The following is a 16,405-nucleotide window of genomic DNA, read 5'->3' on the forward strand; positions in this document are numbered from 1 at the left end:
TGTCCCTACCCCAAATCATGTGGAGCCAAGGCTTCCCGGCAACATTTGTAGCCAATCGACATTTTCGAAGCGTTAATGATACGAGTCGAAACGGAAGTCCATGACCGTTTCGGGATGCCCCCACACTTAAGGCGAGGTGTTGCCGGGGTGCATCATCCCGTACAGGCAAGAGGCGCTAAAGCGGTGCGAGTGCTGTTCAAATGAGTGTTGAAGTTCTTTTCTATCATCTGACCGAGCAGCCACTCGAGGCGGCCCTGCCGAAGCTTTTGCAGAAATGCCTGGACAGGGACTGGAAGGTGGTGGTGCAGACAGGGTCCCTGGAGCGCTGCCGTGCGCTCGATGCGCACTTGTGGACATTCGCCGACGACAGCTTTCTGCCCCATGGCACCGCCGATGACGGCTATGCGGAACATCAGCCGATCTTCCTGACGCCCGCACAGGACAACCCGAACGAGGCGGATGTCCGCTTTCTGGTTGACCGCGCCGATCCGCCGTCCCTTGGAGGCTACAAGCGCGCGGTCTATATGTTCGACGGACGGGACCAGGATGCCGTTGCCGAGGTGCGCCTGCGCTGGAAGGAGGCCAAGGCGGAAGGGTTTGAGGTAACATACTGGCAGCAGACCGCATCAGGCGGATGGGAGCGCAAGGCATGAGCAATATCGGCGATCCGAAGTCTGCGGAGTTTCTCGCACGGCGCGATGCGGCGCGGGAGCGGATCGACCGTCTGACCGGCGCCGACGGTGGCGATGCGGAAGATCGACAAACCTGGTTCCGGGCGGTCTACCGGGAAGCCGGAGGCGATCCGGCGGCCGTTCCCTGGGCGGATCTTGCGCCCAAGAAGGCGCTTGTCGACTGGCTCGCCCGCAATCCGGGCAACGGGGCAAGTGCGCTGGATGTCGCCTGCGGTCTGGGCGACAATGCGGAAGCGCTGGCGAGTGCCGGATACCGGACAACGGCTTTCGATCTGGCTCCGGAGGCGATCGACTGGGCGAAAAAGCGCTTTCCCGAAAGCACGGTCGACTATCAGGCCGCCGATCTCTTTGCCCTTCCGGAAAACTGGACGGACAAATTCGATCTGGTTCATGAATGCTACACGCTGCAGGCCTTGAAGGACCCCATGCGCCACGATGCCATCGGCGTTCTGGCCGGCCTCGTCGCCCCCGGCGGACGCCTTTTGATGATCACGAGAAGCCGGGGCGAGGGGAGTGACGCCAAGGGGCCGCCCTGGCCGATGATGCCTTCCGAATGGCTCCGCTTTACCGAACACGGGCTGACGCTGATCGACGAGGACTATTACAACGTGGAGCGTCCGGACCGGACGATCCCGCATGTGATGGCGCTGTTCCGGAAGCCGGAATAGACAAGCAGAAATGATTGCAGTCAGGGAGGGAATGAAACGGACATGGCGAAACTGAAAATCTCGTCGGCGGAACTTGTCGAACGGGCACGGGCGCAGGTCGAGGAAATCGAAACGGCCGACGCCATTCAGATGGTCGGTAATCCGGACGTGGTGATGGTCGACCTGCGGGACGTGCGCGAGCGCCAGCGCACCGGCTTCGTTCCCGGCAGCTTTCACTGCCCGCGCGGTATGGCCGAATTCTGGGTCGACCCGGAAAGCCCTTATTACAAGGAGATTTTCGGCGAGGACAAAACCTTCGTGCTCTATTGCGGCTCCGGCTGGCGCTCCGCGCTGACGGCCGTTGCGCTGAAGGAAATGGGCTTCGACTGCGCCCACCTCAAGGAAGGCTTTTCCACCTGGGAGGAAAAGGGCGGACCGGTCGAGCGAAAGGACTAATCGGTTTCTTCGAACTTGCCGCCCCGGCCGGCGCCTCCCGAAAACCGACCGGCCCCTGCCAGACCTTCCTTCTCGAAGATTTCCCGGTTGCGCCATTCGCGGATCAGCGCCTCGTTGAACGGCAGATCGAAGCCCTCCAGCGCGGACGCCCGGTCCGCGCGCAGGCAGCCTTGCGGGAAACGGGCGATTTCGGCGGCCAGATTCTCTGCGGCTTGCCGTGCGGTGCCGTCCGCGACGACCCGCTCGCACAGGCCGATGCGCAGGGCCTCGTCCGCCGTAACCTTGCGACCGGTCAGGATCAGGTCCATCGCCCGCCCCATGCCGACAAGCCGCGGCAGGCGAATGGTGCCGCCATCAATCAGCGGCACGCCCCAGCGGCGGCAGAAGACGCCCATATAGGCGCTTTCCTCCATGATGCGCATGTCGCACCAGAGCGCCAGTTCCATACCGCCGGCAACCGCAGGTCCGGCGATGGCGGCAATCACGGGCTTGGAAAGCGTCAGCCGGCTCGGCCCCATCGGCCCCTTGGCAATGTCGTCTCCCCGGCCACCGGGCCAGTCGCTTGGAATGTCCAACTCTTCGAGCGGCTTTTCCTGTGTCTGCGCGCTGGCCGCCTTCAGGTCATAGCCTGCGCAAAAAGCCCCGTCTTCGCCGTAAAAGACCGCGGCAGCGGCGTCGCTGTCGTCTTCGAAGGCCAGAAACGCCTCGTAGAGACGGTTTGCCGTGTCATCGTCCACCGCGTTGCGAGCATGGGGCCGCGACAGGATGACGGTCGTCACCGGGCCGTTTTTTTCGATACGAACCGAGGTCTCACCGGACATGTTTCCTCCCAAGGGTTTTACCGTTCAGCCGAGCCTTTCCAGCAACTGGAGCAGCTTGCCGATATGATCGATCCGGTGAAACCGGTCGTGGCCCGCAGGCTCTTCCGCGTATTCCAGGCCCCAGGTCAGCTGATAGGGCACATGCACGCCGATGCTGCCGGCCTCAAGGGCCGGCAGGATATCCGATTTCAGGGAATTGCCGATCATCAGGGCGTTTTCGGCGCCTGAGCCGTGACGCGCGAACAGCGCCTGATAGGTGTCGGCCGTCTTCTCGCTGACCACTTCGATGGCATCGAAATAGTCCGCAAGGCCGGAAGCGGCTATCTTGCGCTCCTGGTCGAACAGGTCGCCCTTGGTGATCAGCACCAGGCGGTAGTCGCCCGCGACCGCGTCGAGCGTTTCCCGGACATGGGGCAGGGGCTCTACCGGGTGGGACAGCATGTCCTTGCCGGCTTCGAGAATTTCCGAGATGACGGACGCCGGCGCCTTCTGGTCGGTGACTTCAAGCGCCGTTTCGATCATGGACAGCATGAACCCCTTGATGCCATAGCCGTACTGCGCGACGTTGCGCCGTTCCGCGGCGAGCAGGCGCTCCTCCAGGTGCTTCTTGTCGGCGTAATCGGCAAGAAGCCCGGCAAAGCGGTCCTCGGTCAGCTTGAAGACGGTTTCGTTGTGCCAGAGCGTGTCGTCGGCATCGAACCCGATCGTGTCCAGTGTCGTGCCACCGCTCATAAAGACCTCCGTTCAACTCGCTTCTTCGTATTCGGCGGAAAGCTCCAGCCATTCCTCTTCCGTTTTGACGAGCTTCTTTTCGCAATAGGCCCGTTCCTTGGCGAATTTGGTGGCCCGGTCCGGTTCGCGGGTAAAGAATTCAGGATCGGCCAGAGCTTCATCCAGTTTGACGATCTTGTCCTGGAGACGTGACATCTCCTTTTCCGCCGCCTCGATTTTTTGGCGAAGCGGCTTGAGCAGGTGACGCTTTTCCGCCGCCTCGCGGCGGCGCTCCTGGGCTGAGCCCTTGTCGTCTTCCTCTTCCTTGCGCGCCTTTTTCTCCGCATCCGGTCCTTGCAGGATCAGGCGGCGGTAGTCTTCCATGTCCCCGTCATAGGGCGCCACGCCTCCGTCGGCGACGAGCCAGAGCCGGTCGGCGCAGGCTTCCACCAGATGACGGTCGTGGGAAATCAGCACGACGGCGCCCTGGAAGTCGTTCAGCGCGAGGATCAGCGCTTCGCGGCTGTCGATGTCGAGGTGGTTGGTCGGTTCGTCGAGGATGAGCAGGTTCGGTCCGTCGAAGGTGGCAAGGCCAAGCAGGAGCCGCGCCTTCTCCCCGCCCGACAGGTCTTTCGCCGGCGTGTCCATGCGGTCGGTCGGCAGGCCGAAGCGGGCGACCCGGGCGCGCACCTGCGCTTCCGGTGCCTGGGGCATCAGGCGGCGGACGTGTTCGACGGCGTTTTCCGCCGGGCGCAACTCGTCGAGCTGGTGCTGGGCGAAAAAGGCGATCTTGAGTTTCGTCGCCTTGGTGATCTCGCCGCTCATGGCATCCAGGCGTCCGGAAATCAGCTTGGCGAAGGTCGACTTGCCGTTGCCGTTGGCGCCGAGCAGGGCAATCCGGTCGTCGGTGTCGATGTTGACCGTGAGCCGCTTCAGGATCTCCTTGCCGTCATAGCCGGTGGAGACGTTTTCAAGTTTCAGGATCGGCGGCGCGAGCCGGCCTTCCGGATCGGGGAAGTGGATCGGACGGCTGCTTTCTTCGGTGAGCGCGGCAATCGGCTCCATCTTCTCCAGCATCTTGAGGCGCGACTGTGCCTGACGCGCCTTGGTGGCCTTGGCGCGGAAACGGTCAACGAAGGCCTGCAGATGCTTGCGCTGCTCGTCCTGCTTTTCCTTCGCCTTCTGCTGCAGGACCATTTTTTCCCGCCGCTGGCGGTCGAAGCTGTCGTAGCCACCGCGATAGAAGGTCAGCTTGCCCCGGTCGAGGTGGGCGATGCTGTCGACCGCCTTGTTCAGGAGATCGCGGTCGTGGGAGATCAGCACGACCTGGTGCGGATAGCGGGCGACGTAGTTCTCAAGCCAGAGCGTGCCTTCAAGATCAAGATAGTTGGTGGGCTCGTCGAGAAGCAAAAGGTCGGGTTCGGAAAAGAGCACGGCGGCCAGGGCAACGCGCATGCGCCAGCCGCCGGAAAAGGCCGAGCAGGGGCGTTTTTGCGCCTCCGCATCGAAGCCGAGGCCGGAAAGGATGGCGCCTGCGCGTGCTTCCGCGGTATGGCTGCCGATGTCGGCAAGCCGGGTATGGATATCAGCGATGCGGGCCGGGTCGGTTTCTGTTTCGGCTTCCATAAGCAGGCGCGTGCGTTCCGTATCGGCGGCAAGCACCACGTCGAGCAGGCTGTCCTCGGTGCCGGGCGCTTCCTGTGCGACCTGGCCGATGCGGGCGGACTTCGGGATCTGGATCGATCCGGATTCGGAGGACAAATCGCCGGTGATCAGCTTGAACAGCGTCGACTTGCCCGCACCGTTCCGCCCCACAAGTCCGGTCTTGGACCGGGCGGGGAGGGTAACGCTGGCGTGGTCGATGAGAAGCCGGCCGCCGATCCGGTAGGTAAGGTCGGTAATCTGCAACATGGGTGCGATGTTTGGATGAGGCCGCGTCGGGATGCAAGGGAGAACCCGGGCCGGAGGATATTTCTTCGAATTTTTGCAGTCCGGCTTCCACGGTCGTCGGTTTTATCGAACAGCATGTTTGCCGGAGCTTGCTAGCCGAAAATCCAGCATGTGCTGAAATGGTTGCCCGACAGAATTCTTGCAAAAGGGATGAACGAGACCATGCAGAATCCGCCAGGTCTGCCAAAACGATCCGGCCCGAAGCCGAATACCTCCGACTGCCTGCCACATAGCCAGCTGAACCAGAATGCGCCGGTCGACATGCAGGAAACACTGTGGGACCGCATGAGCCGGATGGCTTCGGTGGAGACCGGCCAAAGCGACGTGTCCGTGCCGGGGGCGAGGGCTGTCTTCGTGCTTGATTCAAAACGTTTCGGGCCGAGCTGTGCCTGCATGACCGGCAATGAATTTGCTCATATACATCCCCACAATGACGGCAGTCTGCATCTGACCCTTCCCGAGGCGGTCCGTTGCGATGCCATAGAAAAGGGATGGGCGGAGCCGCATCCCCTGGCCGGGCGTGACAAGCGGGCACCGGAAACGGTGGTCATGGTCTTTGGTCCCCGGGACAGGGACGAACTGGAAACGGTCTGGTGTCTGGTCAAAACCAGCCATGCCTTCGCTACCGGTGAGATCGGGTGGACCAGCTAGCGCGGCGATGCTTAAGTTGGCCCCGGGAAATGTGAGTGGAGCCGGCGCGTGACAAGGTCGAGGGGCAATGCTTCGAAGTGAATTGATCCTGACCTATGTCGCCATCGTCGATGCCGGCAGCCTGAACGCGGCGGCCGGCAAGCTGGGCGTTTCCCGTTCCGTCATCAGCGACCGGCTGAAGGCGCTTGAGAGCGATCTCGGTGTCCAGCTGGTCACCCGCTCCACTCATGGTTTGAGCCTGACCCAGTCCGGAAAACTCTTTCTCGGGCACGCCCGGGATTTGCTGGAGGCGATGGAAAAGGCGCGTGATGTGGTCGCGGATGAGGACGGGGCCTTGAGCGGAAGCCTCCGGGTGGCCGTGCCGGTTTCGTTGGGTGTGGACTGGCTCACGCCGATTTTCACGCGATTTCTGGAAGCCCATCCCCGGATGAATCTGGAAATTTCCGCCTCGGATCAGACCGTCGACATCATCCAGGAAGGGTTTGACGTGGCCATACGCGGGGCGCGGCATAGTGATTCCGATCTTTTGGCCCGGCGGCTGACGACCGGTCGTCGTCTGGTCGTCTGCAGCCCGGCCTATGCGGACCGTCATGGCGTGCCGGGCTCGTTCGAGGACCTGCGGGACCATAGCGCAATAATCTACCGCAACCGGCGGATCAGTCAGGACTGGACCTTCTTGACGGAAGACGGGCGTCGTGCGCCGCGCCTGTCGGGACGTTTCGAAACCGACAGCGGAATAATGATGCGTGTCGCCGCGGTTGAGGGATTTGGACTTGCGCTGTTACCGACCTTCATGATCAGCGCGGACCTACTGGCCGGACGGCTGCAGGTTGTCGATCTGGGTCTGAAACCGGAGACGGATTCGATTTCCGCGGTCTACCCGCGCGCGCATCGTACCAATCCGCGCCTGAGCGCTTTCGTGGATCATCTTCGGGTGATGCTCGGAGATCCGCCGCCTTGGGATATTCCGCTGATCGAGGCCGGTTTCATCCAGCCGGATTGATGTTCGGAAAATCCGAACAAGCTGTTCGCAGGCCTTTGGCTTCCTCAGTTCCTGGCAATCCTGCACGGTCATTCCCGTCAAGTTGAAGCGCTCCCCGCGCAGAGGATCTCAATGGATTGAAGGATAGACCCCATGAAACTTTACATGCATCCGGCTTCGGCTCCTTCGCGAGCGGTCATGCTGTTCGCCGCGCAGGAAAATATCCCGCTGCAAACGCATGTGGTCGACCTCATGACCGGAGCGCAGCATGCGCCGGAATATGGCAAGCTCAATCCGAACCGGCTGGTGCCTGTCCTGGACGACGATGGCTTTGTCCTGACGGAAAGCACCGCGATCCTGCGTTATCTCGCAGGCAAATCCGGGTCGGACATGTATCCGGCCGGTTTGATGGAACGCGCGAGGGTCGACGAGGCCCTGGCCTGGTTCAACGGGAACTTCTACCGTGATTACGGCTATAACCTCGTTTACGCACAGTTGTTCCCGCACCATGCGCGGCGAAGCGATGAAGGGACCAAGGCAACGGTCTCCTGGGGCCGGCAACGCTCCCGCCACTGGCTTTCCCTGCTCGACGAGCACCTCATCGGTCCGCAAAAGGATTTCCTTTGCCTCGACCGGCTGACAATCGCCGATTGCTTCGGCGCATCCCTGGTCACGCTGGGTGAGGCAATCCAGAATGACCTTTCAGCTTATCCGAACATCTCCCGCTGGATTGCCAACATGAAGGCGCTTCCCGGCTGGGAACCGGTGAATGCCGGTTTCAATGGAATGGTGGAGAGCCTCAAGGAACAAAGTTTCATCGCTGCCTGAGAACGGAATATCGTTCAGGGAACATTTTTCGGAGACACAGGAGGGGAACATGAAACGAGCAATTGGCATCGCGGCCGTTGTGCTGGCGGGAACGATAACCGGTGCGTCCGCGGAAGAACTGCTGGCGCGCGGCGAGTATCTGGTGAACAACGTTGCGGCTTGTGGCAATTGCCATACGCCGCAAACGCCGAACGGGCCGGATACCTCCCTGACGATGGCAGGAAGCTTCGTCGGCGGAGAAGAGGGCGTCTTCAAGGCGTTCGCTCCGAACATTACGCCGGACAAGAAAACCGGGATCGGCAACTGGACAGATGCCGAAATCAGCCTGGCCATTCGTGAAGGCAAGCGTCCGGACGGCACCATCATCGGTCCGCCGATGCCGATTTCGCTCTATCGTGGTTTATCCGATACGGATCTCAAGGCGATGGTCGTCTATTTGCGGACAGTGACGCCGGTCGAGAACGAGGTGCCCAAGTCCACGTATTACATTCCGCTGCCGCCGGCTTATGGACCTCCGGTGGGTGAAGTGGCGGACATGCCGCGTGACGACAAGGTCGCCTACGGGGCCTACCTGGCCGGTCCGGTGGCCCATTGCATGGAGTGCCATACGACCTTCGTGAAAGGCCGTCCGGACATGGAAAACCGGCTCGGGGCAGGCGGCAATAGTTTCAAGGGACCCTGGGGCGTGTCCGTTTCGGCAAACATTACCCCGCATGAGGATGGCATCGCCAAGTATTCCGACAAGGAGCTCGCCATGATCATCCGGCACGGCGTCAGGCCGGACGGCACCCATCTCATGCCGCCTATGGGGTTCTTCTATTACGCCGGCATGAGCGACGGGGACGTCGGAGCGATCATTGCGTATTTGAGACAGCTCAAGCCGCTCGCCTCAAAATAACCGATGACGTCAAAGGCCATTCCCCGGAATGGCCTTTGTTTGTGGCCGATTGACCGGCTCGCTGAAACGCTACTGGCCTTGGCGGAGCGTGTCGGTGCCTTCAGAGCACCGCCGGTACTATTTGTCGGCGGCCACCTGATCCAGATAGATCCGGGCAAATCCCGCCATCAACTCGTAGCAGAGGGTCAGCTCGCGCTTGTCCGGATCCCAATAGGCATTTTCCTCGCCGCAGGGCCGGGCGGTGAAGGTCACCTTGTCGGGAAGGGTGTAAAGCGTGTCGAAGTCCTCGGCGATCAGTTCCAGGAGCCCGCTTTCCTTCAGGAATATTTCCATCGATGCCAGGTCCTGAGGGACCATCCGGTAATAGATCGAAATCTTCCCCGCCGGCTTGTCGCTGTTGCGCAAGCGGCTTCCGATTGCCGTCTGCCACGATTGCCAGGCCTGTTGGGAAACGTCGGCGCAATGCGCCCTGCGCTCTGCCGGCAGTCCCAGGTCGGTTGCAAGCTGGCCGAAGGAGCCTTCGTCTGTTCCGGCCATCAGACACAGCATCCGGTAGGCCCGCTGCAGGTCGAGATTGTGTTCGGTGTAGAAGGGTATGTCGCCGACCTTCCCGTCGGCAATCAGGAACCAGCCGATCATGGCATTGGAAAGCCACAGGTCCATGTCGGCGTCCTTTACCGAAAGCATGGTGACGGTGGCCAGATTGTCGACCGCGTCTTCTTCCTGGTCCGGGACCGGCAGGCCGAGTTCGGACACCAGCATATGTCCGCCTTCGTGGTAGAGCGCGAACAGGACATTGCCGGTGACGAAGGCAAAGAGATCCTCCAGATCCTCTGTCTGCAGCCGTTCCAGCCGAAGGTCCAGATTGCTTGACGCGCGCGCCGGAACAACAGCGGCAAGGCAGGAAAGCACTAAGGTGGCGAATATACCAACAGTGAGCGGGATAGTCCGCATCATGCGGGCGAAAGCAGTCATTCCTCCTTCGATCGACGACGCAAACAGGCAGGTATTGCGGTAGTTCCGGCCCACCATGGCTCATTCTCCGAGTGGCTGCCTTGCAGACCTGGAGTGGCTGCAGGTCGGCGCAAATTAGCCTTCTGGAGAGCCGATATCCATCAAAAGCATATGATAGGACATGCGATTTTTCAGCCCATTAGTCCAAGACCGGTCTGCCGCTGAAAAAACATCAGATTCAGGATCTGGGGTTCGTAACCCTGCATGCTGAGTTGGGCCTGTGCCTGCGCCCGGTAGTGGCTTTGATGGTGAAACAGCAGGATGATGGCGCCGCCGACCGGCTGTTCTATCGTCGCAGGATCGAGGACGGTTCTGAATTGAACCATTCTGGTCAGCCCGACTTCGGTGCTTTCCTGGCAGAAGCGGCTCAATTCCTCGTCCGTTGTCTGCCGCCGGGCCTTGAGCTCTTTGAAAGTGTCGGTGATCGTCTCGTCAAACGAAGGATATTTGTCGCCCCTGCCTGCGAAACGCTCCAGCCATAAAAGATCGACCAGCAGGATGTGGTCGAGCGTCTTGTGGATCGAACCGTATTCGGTCTCCATATCGCGATGGTAAATCTCTTCAGGCACTCGTTCGCAATCCGCAAAAAGGCGTTCGTTCGCCCAGCGATTGTATTCCATCATCATGTTCAATACGGCTTTCACGAACACACTCCCTTATGCATCACGAAATGTATGCATTGTTCGCAATGGTGTGATTTATGAGGATTCAACCGTATTTTGCAAGTGCGGTTATCGCATAATCTACTAATAGTTGAATTTCGACGGGTAAAAGTCGCAATACCGGTAAAAATGGGTATACCGGGTCATATAAAAAGCCGGGGTCCTTCGCAGTTGCGGAAGTGAGAGGGCCTATGAGCGGAGTCGGCTCGCGATCGCGGTGACATGAAAATGTCATCACCTGTCCCCCTTGCATGGACAACGGGGCAAAGCTATTAGAGGCGCGATTTTCGCAACCGGTATTCGGCGCCATCGGACGCCGGCCGGAAACAAGCTGTCAGTTGCAGCAGACAAACCAGAAAGACCGAACCCATGGCGATTGAACGCACCTTTTCGATGATCAAGCCGGATGCCACCAAGCGCAACCTGACGGGCGCCATCACTGCCAAGCTGGAAGAAGCCGGCCTGCGCGTCGTTGCTTCCCGCCGCGTATGGATGTCCCTGCGTCAGGCTGAAGCCTTTTACGCGGTCCACAAGGAACGCCCGTTCTTCGGTGAACTGACAGAGTTCATGTCCTCCGGCCCGACGGTCGTTCAGGTTCTGGAAGGCGAAAATGCCATCGCCAAGAACCGTGAAGTGATGGGCGCAACCAACCCGGCCGACGCCGCTGAAGGCACCATCCGCAAGGAATACGCACTGTCCATCGGCGAGAACTCGGTCCATGGGTCCGACGCTCCGGAAACCGCGGCGGAAGAAATCGCCTTCTGGTTCGCCGGCTGCGACATCGTCGGCTAAGCAATCACCAGACGTTACCGATTTCGCAGGGCCGGTCCGCAAGGACCGGCCCTGTTACGTTCTGATACACTTTCGGACAGTTTTTCGATAGGATTACAAGACGTTAGCAGGCAGGGTCATAGGCGTCGCGGGCTCGACAAACCATTGGGAGAACTCCATGCGCATGACACTTGCCGTCCTGGGAACGGTCCTGGCCACCACGGCCCAGGCCCATGAAGACGGTCATGTCCTTGCCGGCGAACAGGCTGTTGAGAAACAATCTCTGTCAGATGCCGTCTGGGACCTCATACTGCCGCCGGCCGAAGCGGCAGCGACAATGACGGTTGACGGCGCTTATCGCTATATTCACGCCAACGGCTATCCGCTCAAGGCGCCGGGACACTTTCCCAACTCCGGCAATCCGGACCGGATTTCCAAGAAGAACTACCAGCTCAGAGTGCCGGTAAATCCGCAAAAGTCAGGCCGGGCCACGCCGACGCGGCACGCTGCCTTCGGTATCGCGGTCAACGGCGTTCTGATGGACCCGGCAACGGCCGAATTCTGGCAGAACGACCGGCGCTCCGGCTGGAATTACGAGGCTATGGGCGGCGCCTGCCGGCTCGGCCTCGATAAATACAACGCCCATGTTCAGCCGGACGGAACCTATCACTATCATGGTATTCCAACCGGGGTTCTGGCGTCGGAAGGCGGCAGAAACATTCCGGCGCTCCTCGGCTATGCCGCTGACGGCTTTCCGATCTACGGCCCCTACGGCTATAGCGATCCGAAGCATCCTTCCGCCGTGAAAAAGCTGAAAAGCAGTTACGTGATCAAGAGCGGGATCCGTCCGAGCGGTCCGGGAGGGCGCTACGACGGCAAGTTCACCCAGGACTGGACCTATGCCAAAGGCCGCGGCGATCTCGACCAGTGCAACGGCCGCTTCGCCGTGACCCCGGAATATCCGAAGGGCACGTACCAATATGTCCTGACCGATACTTTTCCTTTCATTCCGCGTTGCTGGATGGGCACGCCGGACGGGTCCTTCATGAAGCTCAAGGGCCAAGGTGGTCCGGGCGGCCCGCGCGGTCCTCAGGCCGGTATGCCGCCGCCGCGCGGTGTCGCCATGTTCGGCCAAAGACCCGGTCCGGGACAGGGGCCCGGCTTCGGCCCCGGCCGCGGCCCGCGTCCTGGCGGACCGGGTGGGCATAGTCCCTGCAGCGGGAGCTGATGACCTGAACCGTTACCGGAACCGTTGCCGGAACTGTTGAACGACGGGGGGCGCTTGACAGCGCCCCTTTGTTGATCAGACTCGCTGGTCCGGTTTGCGAACCGGTGATTGCGAGAAAGACCCGATATGACCAAACACGAACCGGCTGGTACATTTTCCGCCTGTCCGCACGATTGCCCTTCGACTTGCGCGCTCGATGTCGAGGTTCTGAACGACGGCAGGATCGGCCGCCTGCGCGGCGCTTCCGGAAATGCCTATACGGCCGGTGTGATCTGCGCCAAGGTCGCCCGTTATGCCGAGCGTCTCTACCATCCGGATCGGCTGTTGAAGCCGCTGCGCCGGGTCGGCCCGAAAGGCGAGGGCCGGTTTGAGGAAATCTCCTGGGACGAAGCGCTCGACCTGGTCGCGGAAAAATTCCTGGCGGCGGAGGCCGAGCATGGGGCCCAAACCGTCTGGCCTTATCACTACGCCGGCACCATGGGTCAGGTGCAGCGCGATTCCATCCATCGTTTTCGCCACGCCAAGGGCTACTCGCTCCAGTTCGATACCATCTGCACCAACAATGCCTGGACCGGCATTGTCGCGGGCACCGGCAAACTTGCCGGCCCGGATCCGCGGGAAATGGCCGTCTCCGATCAGGTGGTGATCTGGGGCACCAATCCGGTCGCGACCCAGGTCAATGTCATGACCCATGCGATCACGGCGCGGAAGAAACGCGGCGCGCGGATCATCGTCATCGATGTCTACAACACCGAGACCATGAAGCAGGCCGATATCGGGCTTGTTCTCAAACCCGGTACCGACGCGGCCCTGGCTTGCGCGATCATGCATGTGCTGTTCCGCGACGGGCTTGCCGATCGTGCCTATCTGGAAAAATACACCGACTGTCCGGCCGAGCTCGAGGCGCATCTTGCCCAAAAGACGCCGGAATGGGCGGCGGACATCACCGGGCTCCAGGTAGCACAGATCGAAGAGGTGGCCCGGCTGATCGGCGATGTGAAACGCACCTATCTCCGGCTCGGCTATGGTTTCACCCGCACGCGCAACGGCGCGGTTTCCATGCACGCAGCCGCATCGATCGGAGCGGTGACCGGCTGCTGGCAATATGAAGGCGGCGGCGTCTTTCACAACAACGGCGCGATCTACGAACTCAACAAGTCCATGATCGAGGCGCCGGAACTGCGCCGTCCGGAAACCCGGTTCCTGGACCAGTCCCTGATCGGCCGGGTGCTGACCGGCGATGAAGACGCCTTGCAGGATGGGCCGCCGGTCACCGCCATGCTGATCCAGAACACCAATCCGGTTTCCGTCGCGCCGGAGCAGGAACTGGTCAAGAAAGGCTTTGCCCGCGAGGATCTGTTTGTCTGCGTCCACGAGCAGTTCATGACCGAGACGGCGAAGATGGCCGACGTGGTCCTGCCGGCGACCCAGTTCCTGGAACATGACGACATCTACAAGGGCGGCGGACACCAGTATCTGATGCTCGGTCCCAAAGTCACCGAAGCACCGGACGGCCCGCGCGAAAACCTGTTCGTCCTGAACGAACTGGCGAAACGGCTCGGCGCCGACCAGCATCCGGGCTTCCATATGACCGCACGCGAACATATCGACTGGATGCTGCAGAACTCCGGCTACGGTACGCTTGAAGAGCTGGAGGAAAACCGCTGGATCGACCTGCAGCCGGATTTCGATAGCGCGCACTATCTGGGCGGCTTCGCCCATGCGGACGGCAAGTTCCATTTCCGCCCCGACTGGGGACGGTCCGCATCGCCGAACAAGTCGCCGATCGGTCCGCTCGGTCCCTGGACGACCATGCCCGAACTGCCCGATCACTGGGAATACCTGGAACATGCCAGCGAACGTCATCCGTTCCGGCTGGTGACCGCGCCCGCGCGGTCCTTCCTGAACTCCACCTTCAACGAGACGGACAGTTCTCTCAAGAAGGAAAAGCGGCCCGAGGTCTGGATGCTTCAGGCGGATGCTGAAGACCACGGCATCAATGACGGCGATCTGGTGGAGATGGGCAACAACCGGGGCACCGTCACCCTCCATGCGCGTTACGTGGAGGGGCTGACGCCGGGAACGGTGATTTCCGAAGGCATCTGGCCGAATGAGGCGTTTCCGAACGGCAAGGGCATCAACACGCTCACCGGCGCCGACCCGTCAGCCCCTTATGGCGGGGCCGCGTTCCACGACACGGCCGTCTGGGTGCAGAAGGTTTAGCTGCGGTATTCGGCCGTAGCTTACGGCCAGATCAGAACAGTGTCTGCCAGCTCGGGGTCTTCCCCGGAAACCGCGACCCGCTGGTCCTTGACCTTTGCCCGGCCGGAGGCGACCAGTTCCAGTGCCTTGGGGTAGATCCGGTGTTCCACCGCGAGCACGCGTTCGGCCAGGGTGTCGGGCGTATCGCCGTCGAGGACCGGCACCGCGCCCTGGATGATGATCGGTCCGTCGTCCATTTCGGCGGAAACGAAGTGGACGGTCGCCCCGTGCAGCTTGACGCCTTCCTCCAGCGCCCGCTCGTGGGTGTGAAGCCCCTTGAAGCTGGGTAAGAGGGCTGGATGGATATTGATCATTCGCTCGCGCCACTGAGTGACGAACCACGGCGACAGCAGGCGCATGAAGCCGGCGAGCGCGACGAATTCGATGCCGTGTTCCTTCAGCTTCTCGTCGAGCGCCTTCTCAAAGGCCTCCCGGTCGCGCGGAAAGTCCTTGTGGTCGATAGTGGCCGTCTCGATGCCGAATTCGGCGGCCCGCTCCAGACCGGGAGCGCCGGGTTTGTTCGAGATTACCAGCGTGATCTCGGCCGGGTAGTTGGGATCCATGCTCGCGGAAATCAGCGAGGCCATGTTGCTGCCCCGGCCGGAAATCAGAACGGCGATCTTCCTTCGCTCGGTCATTTTCCGAGCCCCAGGGCGTTGTCGAACAGGACCGGCTTATCGCCGGCCGCCTCGATCGCCCCGATTCTGAAGACGGTTTCACCTTCCTGTGCGAGGACGGCTGCAACTGCATCGGCTTCGTCTGCGGAAACCACCACGACCATGCCGACGCCGCAGTTGAAGGTCCGGAGCATTTCCTTTTCCGCAACGCCGCCGGCGGTTGCGAGCCAGTTGAAGACCGGCGGTACCGAAATCGCGGACAGGTCGATGCGAGCGGAGGTTTCCGCCGGCAGAACCCGCGGCAGGTTTTCCGGCAGGCCGCCGCCGGTGATATGGGCGAGCGCCTTGATGCCGCGCGACGCCGTGAGAGCGGCCAGAAGCGGCTTCACATAGATTTTCGTCGGCGTCATCAGCGCTTCGCCCAGCGTCTGCGCCGCGTCGAAGGGGGCCTTGTCGGACCAGGCGAGGCCGGACAGCTCGACGATCTTGCGGACCATGGAATACCCGTTGGAGTGGACCCCGGAAGAAGCCAGGCCCAGAAGCACGTCGCCTTCGCCGACATCCCGGCGCGGCAGGATCGCGCCGCGTTCCACCGCACCTACGGAAAAGCCGGCGAGATCGTAATCGCCTTCCGAATACATGCCCGGCATTTCCGCGGTTTCGCCGCCGATCAGCGCCGCTCCCGCCATCTTGCAGCCATCGGCGATGCCGGCGACCACATCGGCCGCCTGATCCACATCCAGCGCCCCGCAGGCAAAGTAGTCGAGGAAGAACAGCGGCTCGGCGCCCTGGACGACGAGGTCGTTGACGCACATGGCGACGAGATCGATGCCGACCGTGCGGTGCTGAGCCGTTTCGATGGCAATTTTCAGCTTGGTGCCGACGCCGTCATTGGCGGCAACCAGGATCGGATCGCTGAAGCCGGCGCCTTTCAGGTCGAACAGGCCGCCGAAGCCGCCGATATCGCTGTCGGCGCCCGGTCTGGAGGTTGCCTTGACCAGCGGCTTGATCCGGCGGACCAGCTCGTTACCGGCATCGATGTCGACCCCCGCCTGGGCATAGGTCAAACCATTGGTCGCTTGGGGCTGATTTTCCTGGCTCATGACGGCACTCCGGTGCTGCGGCGCTTGAAACTCGTTGTGCCGCGCATACAGGCTGGCGCGGGCGAAAACAAGAGCTAGCCGATTGTGCACGCCGTTCATGGCATGGTCATGC

General features: G+C 61.4%; 17 protein-coding genes. 10 read left to right on the top strand and 7 right to left on the bottom strand.

What is annotated here, in order from left to right:
* Positions 1-200: 200 nt before the first annotated feature.
* Genes HK439_RS23275 through HK439_RS23285 form a run of 3 tightly spaced genes read left to right on the top strand, consistent with a single transcriptional unit; the run spans position 201 to position 1,795 of the window.
* A complete protein-coding gene (locus HK439_RS23275) occupies positions 201-653 on the top strand; it encodes a DNA polymerase III subunit chi (protein WP_190293886.1) in 453 nt (150 codons plus the stop codon).
* Entirely contained in the window at positions 650-1,360 is a 711-nt protein-coding gene (locus tag HK439_RS23280) for a class I SAM-dependent methyltransferase (protein ID WP_209012027.1), read from the top strand. The genes HK439_RS23275 and HK439_RS23280 overlap by 4 nt, the downstream gene beginning before the upstream one ends.
* A 42-nt stretch (positions 1,361-1,402) precedes the next feature.
* Positions 1,403-1,795 (top strand): rhodanese-like domain-containing protein, encoded by a 393-nt coding sequence (locus HK439_RS23285; RefSeq protein WP_190293888.1) that lies wholly within the window; start codon positions 1,403-1,405, stop codon positions 1,793-1,795.
* Here HK439_RS23285 and HK439_RS23290 read toward each other — a convergent pair.
* The 3 genes from HK439_RS23290 to HK439_RS23300 are packed head-to-tail and all read right to left on the bottom strand — an operon-like array spanning position 1,792 to position 5,238.
* Complete coding sequence (locus HK439_RS23290; protein ID WP_190293889.1) at positions 1,792-2,616, bottom strand: crotonase/enoyl-CoA hydratase family protein; 825 nt, start codon at positions 2,614-2,616, stop codon at positions 1,792-1,794. The genes HK439_RS23285 and HK439_RS23290 overlap by 4 nt on opposite strands.
* A 24-nt stretch (positions 2,617-2,640) precedes the next feature.
* Positions 2,641-3,348 (bottom strand): HAD family hydrolase, encoded by a 708-nt coding sequence (locus HK439_RS23295; RefSeq protein WP_190293890.1) that lies wholly within the window; start codon positions 3,346-3,348, stop codon positions 2,641-2,643.
* Between the two features lie 12 nt (positions 3,349-3,360).
* Positions 3,361-5,238 (bottom strand): ABC-F family ATP-binding cassette domain-containing protein, encoded by a 1,878-nt coding sequence (locus tag HK439_RS23300; RefSeq protein ID WP_190293891.1) that lies wholly within the window; start codon positions 5,236-5,238, stop codon positions 3,361-3,363.
* Positions 5,239-5,439: 201 nt separating this feature from the next.
* On the opposite strand from HK439_RS23300, the gene HK439_RS23305 reads away from it, so the two are divergent.
* From HK439_RS23305 to HK439_RS23320, 4 genes are all read left to right on the top strand, one after another.
* Entirely contained in the window at positions 5,440-5,928 is a 489-nt protein-coding gene (locus HK439_RS23305) for a luciferase family protein (RefSeq protein WP_190293892.1), read from the top strand.
* Positions 5,929-5,995: 67 nt separating this feature from the next.
* Positions 5,996-6,931, top strand: coding sequence for a LysR family transcriptional regulator (locus HK439_RS23310; protein WP_190293893.1), 936 nt, complete (start codon positions 5,996-5,998; stop codon positions 6,929-6,931).
* A 132-nt stretch (positions 6,932-7,063) separates the two neighbouring features.
* Positions 7,064-7,738: a glutathione S-transferase family protein gene (locus HK439_RS23315; RefSeq protein ID WP_190293894.1), complete on the top strand. Its 675-nt coding sequence runs from the start codon at positions 7,064-7,066 to the stop codon at positions 7,736-7,738.
* A 49-nt stretch (positions 7,739-7,787) separates the two neighbouring features.
* The gene (locus tag HK439_RS23320) at positions 7,788-8,636 is read left to right on the top strand and encodes a c-type cytochrome (protein WP_190293895.1); all 849 of its coding nucleotides are present in this window, start codon (positions 7,788-7,790) and stop codon (positions 8,634-8,636) included.
* Between the two features lie 117 nt (positions 8,637-8,753).
* Here the strand turns inward: HK439_RS23320 and HK439_RS23325 are convergent, their stop codons facing one another.
* Complete coding sequence (locus tag HK439_RS23325) at positions 8,754-9,668, bottom strand: DUF4344 domain-containing metallopeptidase (protein ID WP_190293896.1); 915 nt, start codon at positions 9,666-9,668, stop codon at positions 8,754-8,756.
* Positions 9,669-9,781: 113 nt separating this feature from the next.
* On the bottom strand, positions 9,782-10,294 hold the full coding sequence (locus HK439_RS23330; protein ID WP_190293897.1) for a DinB family protein: 513 nt from the start codon (positions 10,292-10,294) through the stop codon (positions 9,782-9,784).
* Positions 10,295-10,681: 387 nt separating this feature from the next.
* Between HK439_RS23330 and ndk the strand changes: the two genes are divergently transcribed.
* The 3 genes from ndk (at position 10,682) to HK439_RS23345 (ending at position 14,534) form a co-directional block, all read left to right on the top strand.
* Positions 10,682-11,104 carry a nucleoside-diphosphate kinase gene (gene ndk, locus HK439_RS23335; protein WP_190293898.1) on the top strand — a complete coding sequence of 141 codons (423 nt, stop codon included), beginning with the start codon at positions 10,682-10,684 and terminating at the stop codon, positions 11,102-11,104.
* 157 nt (positions 11,105-11,261) lie between these two features.
* On the top strand, positions 11,262-12,311 hold the full coding sequence (locus HK439_RS23340) for a YHYH protein (RefSeq protein ID WP_190293899.1): 1,050 nt from the start codon (positions 11,262-11,264) through the stop codon (positions 12,309-12,311).
* A 126-nt stretch (positions 12,312-12,437) separates the two neighbouring features.
* Entirely contained in the window at positions 12,438-14,534 is a 2,097-nt protein-coding gene (locus HK439_RS23345; protein WP_190293900.1) for a molybdopterin-containing oxidoreductase family protein, read from the top strand.
* Positions 14,535-14,554: 20 nt separating this feature from the next.
* Here the strand turns inward: HK439_RS23345 and purN are convergent, their stop codons facing one another.
* Together purN and purM are read right to left on the bottom strand one after the other, a co-directional pair.
* Entirely contained in the window at positions 14,555-15,211 is a 657-nt protein-coding gene (purN, locus tag HK439_RS23350) for a phosphoribosylglycinamide formyltransferase (RefSeq protein ID WP_190293901.1), read from the bottom strand.
* Positions 15,208-16,293, bottom strand: coding sequence for a phosphoribosylformylglycinamidine cyclo-ligase (gene purM / locus HK439_RS23355; protein ID WP_190293902.1), 1,086 nt, complete (start codon positions 16,291-16,293; stop codon positions 15,208-15,210). Before purM ends, purN begins: the two co-directional genes overlap by 4 nt.
* Positions 16,294-16,405: the final 112 nt, after the last annotated feature.

Source organism: Roseibium aggregatum (assembly GCF_014692675.1).
Lineage (GTDB): Bacteria > Pseudomonadota > Alphaproteobacteria > Rhizobiales > Stappiaceae > Roseibium > Roseibium aggregatum_C.